Raw genomic sequence first — 8,056 nt, 5'->3', positions numbered from 1 at the left:
CTGCCGGTTCGCGGCCCGCGGGCCCGCCCGGCGGTACGGCCAGGCCGCCGAGCGGCGGCTGCGGGACGCGGCGGCGGACTGCGGCAGGGCCCGGGTGCTTGAGCCGGTGTCGGCCGAGCTGATGCGGTACCGCGAGGTGCGCGAGCAGTACGCGGTGGTCGCCGGGGCGCATTCCGCGCACGCGGCGCATTCCGTTCGCTCTTCTCTGGGCGACCACTCTTCCGAGTGACGAAGTTATCCACAACCGGCCGGTTATCCACAGATTCCAGCCGGTTTCGTCATGCCCGGTCGAATTCCTGCACGATGTCCTTACGGCGTTCCGAGGGGGGCGCGATCGGCAGGGAGGGCAGAGAAATGAACGAGACGCTTGTGACCGTGGTGGGGAATGTGGCCACCGAGCCGGAGACCCGGCAGACCGCCACCGGTGTGCCCTTCACCCGCTTCCGGTTGGCGACCACCTCGCGCCGGTGGGACGCCGAGCGCGGCGCGTGGACGGACGGGGCCACGAGTTTCTACGCGGTGTGCGCGTGGCGGACGCTGGCCTGGCATGTGAAGGAATCGGTCGGGCTCGGTGAACCCTTGGTCGTCCAGGGGCGGTTGAGGATCCGTGAGGAGGAGCGTGAGGGTCGGCGCTATCTGACCGCGGAGATCGAGGCGCTGGCGGTCGGGCACGACCTGGCGCGGGGTGTCTCGCGGTTCAGCCGGGTCGCGGCGAGCATGACGGGGGCGGGGGCCGCGCCCGTGTCCGTGTCCGGAGCGGCGGCGGCTGTGGTCGGAACCGTGGCCGGGAACGCTGTCGGGACGCCGGCGGTGGCCGCCCGGCCGGACTCGGCGCCGCCCGTTCCCGCGGCGGTGCCCTGAGTATCCGGAGTATCGGCATTCGGCGGCATTTCCCGGGATGAATTCTGTCGATGACTTATCGACAAACACGGAATCATGCAATTGTGCCGATAACGATTGGGATTCGAAAAGGCGCTGGGGGGACTCTCTTGGTGAGCGTGTGACGCCTGGTTCCTAGGATCTCCTCGTTCAGCACGCACGGGGGCCGGAACTGCGCAGGCAAGGCGATCCTCTGAACGACCAACGCGCCTTGCCCGGAGGGGAAATCCATGTTCAAGACCTACAGGCGGGGCGCCGCCCGCCTCGCGGCGGCCGGCATTGCCACGGGCCTGCTCGCGGCGGGCGTGATGGCGGGCGCGGGCGCGGCCGTCGCCGCCCCGAACGACGGCACGACGCCGTCGGCCACGGGCGCCACCGCCGTGCTCGGCGGCATCGAGAAGGGCAAGGCCGACAAGGCCGTCGTCAACCCCGGCGCCAAGGACGCGTACGACGTCACCGCCGGGCTCTTCTCGATGGCCGTGAACGGTGGCGGCACCATCGAGACGTACTGCATCGACTTCAATCACCACACCGTCGACAAGGCGACCTACAACGAGGTCACCTGGGACAACTCGACGCTGAAGGACAACAAGGACGCGGGCAAGATCGCCTGGATCCTCAACAACTCCTACCCCAAGGTCGACGTGGCGGGCGTCACGGACACCCTCAAGGCCGCCGGGGTCACCCTCGACCACCCGCTCACGCCGGGCCTGGCCGCGGCCGGCACGCAGGTGGCGATCTGGCACCTGTCCGACCCGGGTGTGAACGTCCAGGCCAAGGACAGTGACGCCAAGGCGCTCGCGGAGTACCTGGACAGCCACGCGCAGACCCTCGAGGAGCCCAAGCCCTCGGTGACGCTCGACCCGCCCGCCGTCTCCGGCAAGTCCGGCGACCGGCTCGGCCCGGTGACCGTGCACACCACCGCCGACGCGGTCGACGTCAAGCTCGGCCCCGACGCCCCGGCGGGCGTCAAGATCGTCGACAAGGACGGCAAGGCGATCAGCGGTCCGGTCAAGAACGGCACCGCGCTCTACTTCGACGTCCCCGCGGGCACCGCGGACGGCACCGCCCCGGTGACCGTCGCGGCCACCACCGAGATATCCGTCGGCCGTGCCTTCTCCGCCACGGACACCTCCAGCCAGTCGCAGATCCTCGCCGGTTCGCAGAGCACCACCGTCACCGCGGCGGCGACCCTGTCCTGGGCCAAGAAGGGCCCGATCCCGGCGTTGTCCGCGCAGGTCGTCTGCGCCAAGAACGGGGTCGACGTCACCGCCGCCAACCAGGGCGACGAGGACTTCACCTTCGAGCTCGAAGGCAAGAGCTACACGGTCGCGCCCGGCAAGTCCCAGACCGTCACGGTCCCCGTCCAGGAGGACCAGAAGTACAAGATCGACATCACCCTGCCCAACGACCAGGTGAAGACCTTCGAGGGCGTCCTGGACTGCAAGACCGCCACCACCCCCGGCCCCACCCCGACGGCCACCCCCACCAACGCCCCCAGCCCGGCCACCTCCGGCAGCACCACGGGCGGCACCGATCTCGCCGAGACCGGTAGCAGCAGCGCCACCCCGATGATCGCGGGCATCGCCATCGCCCTCGTCGTCCTCGGCGCCGCCGCCGCCTTCTTCTTCCGCCGCAAGAAGAACACCCCCACCGCCTGATCGCACCACGGCCCCACTGAACGGGTCTCGGCGCACCGGACGGTGCGCCGAGACCCGTTTCGCACACCCGCCCCGTCCGACGGCGGAGGGGACGGGCTGAAAGCTGTCCGAAGGTGGCCGCACGGTGGCACGGTTCGGCGCACCAGGCGTCGGGCGGGGTTGGGGGAGGTACCCATTCGCCCCGTGGGGTGGACGACTGGCAAGATGGGGTGTATCTGCCCTCACGCGGCGGTGCCGCACTGTGGCCCTACTCGATTGCCGGACGGTTTCTCTTGGCTGAGTTCATTTACACCATGCGCAAGGCCCGCAAGGCCCACGGCGACAAGGTGATCCTCGACGACGTGACGCTGAGCTTCCTGCCGGGAGCGAAGATCGGCGTCGTCGGGCCGAACGGCGCCGGTAAGTCGACCGTCCTGAAGATCATGGCGGGCCTTGAGCAGCCGTCGAACGGTGACGCGTTCCTGTCGCCCGGCTTCTCGGTGGGGATGCTGCTCCAGGAGCCGCAGCTCGACGAGTCCAAGACCGTCCTGGAGAACGTGCAGGACGGCGCCGCCGACACCATGGCGAAGCTCACGCGGTTCAACGAGATCGCCGAGCTGATGGCGACCGACTACTCCGACGCGCTGCTGGACGAGATGGGCAAGCTCCAGGAGCAGCTCGACCACGCCAACGGCTGGGACCTGGACGCGCAGCTCGAACAGGCCATGGACGCGCTGGGCTGCCCGCCCGGCGACTGGCAGGTCACCACGCTCTCCGGCGGCGAGAAGCGCCGCGTCGCGCTCTGCAAGCTCCTGCTCGAAGCGCCCGACCTGCTGCTGCTCGACGAGCCCACCAACCACCTGGACGCCGAGTCGGTGAACTGGCTGGAGCAGCACCTGGCGCAGTACGCCGGCACCGTCGTCGCCGTCACCCACGACCGGTACTTCCTGGACAACGTGGCCCAGTGGATCCTGGAGCTGGACCGCGGCCGGGCGCACCCCTACGAGGGCAACTACTCCACGTACCTGGAGAAGAAGGCGGCCCGCCTGAAGGTCGAGGGGCAGAAGGACGCCAAGCGCGCCAAGCGCCTCAAGGAAGAGCTGGAGTGGGTCCGCTCCAACGCCAAGGGCCGTCAGGTGAAGTCCAAGGCCCGCCTGGCCCGTTACGAGGAAATGGCCGCCGAGGCCGACAAGGTGCGGAAGCTGGACTTCGAGGAGATCCAGATCCCGCCGGGCCCGCGCCTGGGCTCCATCGTGGTCGAGGTCAACAACCTCTCCAAGGCGTTCGGCGACAAGGTGCTGATCGACGACCTGTCGTTCACGCTCCCGCGCAACGGCATCGTCGGCGTCATCGGCCCGAACGGCGCGGGCAAGACCACGCTGTTCAAGATGATCCAGGGCCTGGAGACCCCGGACTCCGGCTCCATCAAGGTCGGCGAGACGGTCAAGATCTCGTACGTCGACCAGAGCCGCGCCAACATCGACCCCAAGAAGACGCTGTGGGCCGTCGTCTCCGACGAGCTGGACTACATCAACGTCGGCCAGGTCGAAATGCCGTCCCGCGCCTATGTCTCGGCCTTCGGCTTCAAGGGCCCGGACCAGCAGAAGCCCGCGGGCGTGCTCTCCGGCGGTGAGCGCAACCGCCTCAACCTGGCGCTCACTCTCAAGGAGGGCGGCAATCTGCTGCTCCTCGACGAGCCCACCAACGACCTCGACGTCGAAACCCTGTCGTCGCTGGAGAACGCGCTGCTGGAATTCCCCGGCGCCGCCGTCGTGATCTCCCACGACCGCTGGTTCCTCGACCGGGTGGCGACGCACATCCTGGCCTACGAGGGCGAGAGCCGCTGGTACTGGTTCGAGGGCAACTTCGAGTCGTACGAGAAGAACAAGGTGGAGCGGCTCGGCTCCGAGGCGACCCGCCCGCACCGCGCCACGTACAAGAAGCTGACCCGCGGCTGATGGCGCGGTATCTGTGATGGCACGGCACATCTTCCTCTGCCCGCTGCGCTGGGCGGACATGGACGCCTTCGGGCACGTCAACAACGTGGTCTTCCTGCGGTATCTGGAAGAGGCGCGGATCGACTTCATGTTCCGGCTGGCGCCGGGCGAGGGAAGCGTGTCGTTCACCGGCGGGTCCGTCGTGGCCCGGCACGAGATCGACTATCTGCGTCCACTGGTGCACCGGCACGAGCCGGTCACCGTCGAGACGTGGGTCGCGGACATCAGCGCGGCGTCGCTGACCGTCCACTACGAGGTCAAGGATGGCGAGACGGTGTACGTACGGGCCTCCACGGTCGTCGTCCCGTACAACCTCGCCGCCGGACGGCCGCGGCGGATCACCGCGGAGGAGAAGCTGTTCCTCCAGCGGTATCTGGACGGGGCCGTCACGGTATGACCGCTGCCGCGCGGTTGACGCTGAGGCTGGCGCGAGCGGGGGAGGCGGCCGATCTGGCCGCCTTCCTCGGCCGGCTGATCCGCTGGGACAAGGCGGCGGTCGTACGGCTCAGGTCCGCCGAAGGGGAGGCCGCCCTCGGGGTCTTCGGGCACCCGCCCTTCGGGGGCGTCCTCGCGGTCCGCACCGCGGCGCTGGCCGAAGGCGGGGTCGGGGCGACGGTCGACGCGACCGTGTCGGCCGGGCAGCTCCTCGACGCCGTGCCTCCTCCGGAGGGGGGCGAGTTGGTGCTGCCCGGGTCCGTCACCGGGCCTTCCTGGGCCGGGCTGTTGCCGCCGCGCGGCGGCTGGACGCGGGTCACCGAGGTCGACGGGGACGCCGTGCGGGCGGCTGCCGCCCGTGTGATCGGGGAATTCCGTACGCGTACGGAGGAGTTGGGCGAGGCCGGGCGTACGCGGGCCGGACTCGACGCGCTCGCCGAGGAGTTGTGGGCCCGGCCGCTTCCCGGCACCGGCCTGCCCCTGCGGGCGGTGCACGCCGCCCATGCCCTCGGGTTTCTGCGGGGCGCCGAGGACGCCGTGCTTCTGTCCGCCGGGCCCTGGCTGCGGTTGCGCACCGCGCCCGGTTCCGTGGCCGTACGCGCCGCCGCGCCGGCCTCCGGTCTGACCGTCACCCCGGCCTAGCGGCCGACCCCCTTTTTCCCGCCCGCCCTCCGAGCGGATGGTGCTTGTCGTCGCGCGTGCACGCGCGGGTGACCGTTCAGTCCTGCTGGGGCTCCTCGGGGCGCTGGGCGGCGTGGGACGGGTCGGGCCAGAGGGAGATGTGGTCGGGTTCGAGTTCGAGGAGGACGCGGGAGCGGATGGCGAGGGAGTCGGTGTAGTCGCGGGGGAGTTGGAGGCGGCCGGCGCGGTCGACGGTGGCGTATTCGCGGGCGACGACGGACTCCTGGCCGTGTTCGTCGACCTCGGTGTGGCGGACGACCTCGGAAGCGGTGCGGCCGTCGCGGATGGCGACGGTGCGGCGGACGGCGTTGGCGACGGCGTGGTCATGGGTGACGACGACGACCGTGGTGCCCAACTCCTCGTTGGCGGTGCGGAAAGAGGCGAAGACCTGTTCGGCGGTGGCGGAGTCGAGTTCGCCGGTGGGTTCGTCGGCGAGGACGACGGAGGGGCTGTTGGCCAGGGCGACGGCGATGGCGGCGCGCTGCTGCTCGCCGCCGGACATCTGGCCGGGGCGCCGGTCGTGGCAGTAGCCGACGCCCAGCATGCCGAGCAGTTCGGTGGCCCGCGCGACGCGCTGCCGCTTCGTACGCGGCCCGCCGGTGCGGCCGGCGAGCTGCATCGGCAGGACGACGTTCTGCGCGGCCGTGAGATACGGCAGCAGATTGCGGCCGGTCTGCTGCCAGACGAAGCCCACCACCTCCCTGCGGTACCGCAGCCGCGACGCGGCGTCCATCGCCAGCAGGTCGTAGCCGCCGACGGACGCGGCGCCCGCGGTCGGCACGTCGAGCCCGGCCAGGATGTTGAGCAGCGTGGACTTCCCACTGCCCGACGCGCCGACCAGGGCCATCAACTCGCCTTTCCCGACGAGCAGATCGAGCCCCTGGAGGGCCTGCACCTCCACCCCGTCCGCGGTGAAGATCCGCACCAGCCGGTCGCAACTGATCAGCGCGTCCTTGCCGTACGCGGGCCGCTCCCGCCGCTCGGCGACCGCCCGCTCCAGATCCGCGAGACTGCTGGCGGGAGCGGGGCCAGACCCCGCCACCGGAGCCACCGGAGACACCGGCGACACCGGAGGAGTGCCCGCTCCGCTCACCCCGCCGACCGCTTCGCCCGTCATACCCGGTCCCCCGCTCTCAACTCCGCGCTCTCCCGCCGCCGTCCGCTCACCCACACCTGGATCAGCAGCACCGCACAGGCCAGTATCAACAGCCCCGCCGACGGCAGGGCGAGGGACCACGGATCGGCCCGCAGACCGAGCCCGAAGTCGGCCGGTTCCACGTCCTGTTCGCCGCCGCCGAAGGTGAGCGCCCGCAGATCGACGCCCGGTCCGAGCAGCGGGATCACCGCCAGGCCCACCAGCACACCGCCGACGGCGGCGAGCAGCGCCTGCGGCAGCGTCTCCAGCAGGACCAGCCGCCGCGACTGCCGCCGCGTCATGCCCATGGTGCGCAACCTGGCCAGCAGTGTGGCCCGTTGCGGCGCGGCCTGGAGCAGCGACAGCAGCAGGGCCAGCGCGCTGAAGGCGGCGCCCGCCGCGACCGCCGCCAGATAGATCGAGCGCGCGCCGTGCTGCAAGGGGAAGCCGCCCAGCCGGGACCGCTGTTCGCCGCGCATCAGCACCGTCACGAAGGACGCGGGCTCCTTCGCGACCGCGCGCAGCGCCCCGCCGTCGATGTGTCTGCCCGGCGCGTTCATCGCCAGCAGCACCGTAGGGCCGCTGTACTGGCTGTACGCGGCCAGGTCCGGATGTCTGGCGGCCAGTTGCGCCGCGGAGACGATCACGAATTCGGCGCCGGGTGCGGCCGGGGTGCTGGTCAGGACGGCCGCGGTCCTGACGGTGACGGCGCCGACGGCCGCGTCCACCCGGGCTGTTCCGTCGCCGAGCAGCGAGGCCAGACCGGGGCTGAGCACGGCGGGCAGTGTCCCCCGCCCCGGATCGTGCCCGAACGCCTCCGTGGGGAAGGCGGGCAGCCCGATGTCGTGGGTCAGTCGCGCGTACGCGTCCGGGTCGACGATCACCAGCGAGTAGGAGAGCCCGAAGGGCGCGGTCGGGCTGTTCGGCTCGACGCGGGCGGTGACGACCCGGCCGACGCCCGGCACCTTCCTCCGTACCTCGTCGGGCAGTTGGCGGGGCAGCCCGAAGCGGGAGTCGACCCGCGCGTCCGCGCCGACCAGGGCGCTCGCCGCCCGGTCCCTGCCGTGGTCGATGCCGGCCAGCACCGAGCCGCCGAAGGACGCCACGGTCAGGGCCACCAGCAGGGCCAGCAGCGGCAGTTGGCCGGCGGCGGGGGAGCGGCCCGCGCGGGCCAGGCCCAAGTGGGTGACCGCGCCGGACAGCCGGGTCGCGGGGCGCGCCAACAGCCGTAGCGGCAGCGGATACAGGCGCAGCAGCACCAGCGCCGCCGCGACGGCGACCAGCACGGG

7 protein-coding genes and 1 pseudogene are annotated in these 8,056 nt (G+C 71.2%); 6 read left to right on the top strand and 2 right to left on the bottom strand.

The window, feature by feature from the left end; translation table 11 throughout:
* The 6 genes and pseudogenes from BGM09_RS16100 to BGM09_RS16075 form a co-directional block, all read left to right on the top strand.
* Positions 1-229 (top strand): annotated as a pseudogene (locus tag BGM09_RS16100) (hypothetical protein); the annotation flags it as partial.
* 125 nt (positions 230-354) lie between these two features.
* Positions 355-861 (top strand): single-stranded DNA-binding protein, encoded by a 507-nt coding sequence (ssb, locus tag BGM09_RS16095; RefSeq protein ID WP_188282284.1) that lies wholly within the window; start codon positions 355-357, stop codon positions 859-861.
* A 248-nt stretch (positions 862-1,109) separates the two neighbouring features.
* Positions 1,110-2,540: an LAETG motif-containing sortase-dependent surface protein gene (locus BGM09_RS16090; protein WP_188282283.1), complete on the top strand. Its 1,431-nt coding sequence runs from the start codon at positions 1,110-1,112 to the stop codon at positions 2,538-2,540.
* Positions 2,541-2,812: 272 nt separating this feature from the next.
* Positions 2,813-4,477 (top strand): energy-dependent translational throttle protein EttA, encoded by a 1,665-nt coding sequence (gene ettA, locus BGM09_RS16085; RefSeq protein ID WP_188282282.1) that lies wholly within the window; start codon positions 2,813-2,815, stop codon positions 4,475-4,477.
* Between the two features lie 16 nt (positions 4,478-4,493).
* Positions 4,494-4,913 carry an acyl-CoA thioesterase gene (locus BGM09_RS16080; RefSeq protein WP_188282281.1) on the top strand — a complete coding sequence of 140 codons (420 nt, stop codon included), beginning with the start codon at positions 4,494-4,496 and terminating at the stop codon, positions 4,911-4,913.
* Positions 4,910-5,593 carry a hypothetical protein gene (locus BGM09_RS16075; protein WP_188282280.1) on the top strand — a complete coding sequence of 228 codons (684 nt, stop codon included), beginning with the start codon at positions 4,910-4,912 and terminating at the stop codon, positions 5,591-5,593. The genes BGM09_RS16080 and BGM09_RS16075 overlap by 4 nt, the downstream gene beginning before the upstream one ends.
* A 76-nt stretch (positions 5,594-5,669) precedes the next feature.
* Here BGM09_RS16075 and BGM09_RS16070 read toward each other — a convergent pair whose 3' ends face one another.
* Positions 5,670-6,749: an ABC transporter ATP-binding protein gene (locus BGM09_RS16070; protein ID WP_188282279.1), complete on the bottom strand. Its 1,080-nt coding sequence runs from the start codon at positions 6,747-6,749 to the stop codon at positions 5,670-5,672.
* Positions 6,746-8,056 (bottom strand): FtsX-like permease family protein (locus BGM09_RS16065; RefSeq protein WP_188282278.1); only part of this gene is annotated, 1,311 nt, incomplete at its 5' end. The genes BGM09_RS16065 and BGM09_RS16070, both read right to left, overlap by 4 nt.

Source organism: Streptomyces sp. CBMA29 (genome assembly GCF_014596445.1).
In the GTDB taxonomy this organism is placed as follows: Bacteria; Actinomycetota; Actinomycetes; order Streptomycetales; family Streptomycetaceae; genus Actinacidiphila.
The sequence above is the reverse complement of the archived record's forward strand: the minus strand, read 5'-3'. Positions and strand labels throughout refer to the sequence as shown.

Excerpts from the sequence above, each read along its gene's own strand:
- ssb (WP_188282284.1), top strand. The coding sequence starts at position 355 with ATGAACGAGACGCTTGTGACCGTGGTGGGGAATGTGGCCACCGAGCCG.
- BGM09_RS16090 (WP_188282283.1), top strand. The coding sequence starts at position 1,110 with ATGTTCAAGACCTACAGGCGGGGCGCCGCCCGCCTCGCGGCGGCCGGC.
- BGM09_RS16080 (WP_188282281.1), top strand. The coding sequence starts at position 4,494 with ATGGCACGGCACATCTTCCTCTGCCCGCTGCGCTGGGCGGACATGGAC.
- BGM09_RS16075 (WP_188282280.1), top strand. The coding sequence starts at position 4,910 with ATGACCGCTGCCGCGCGGTTGACGCTGAGGCTGGCGCGAGCGGGGGAG.
- BGM09_RS16070 (WP_188282279.1), bottom strand. The coding sequence starts at position 6,749 with ATGACGGGCGAAGCGGTCGGCGGGGTGAGCGGAGCGGGCACTCCTCCG.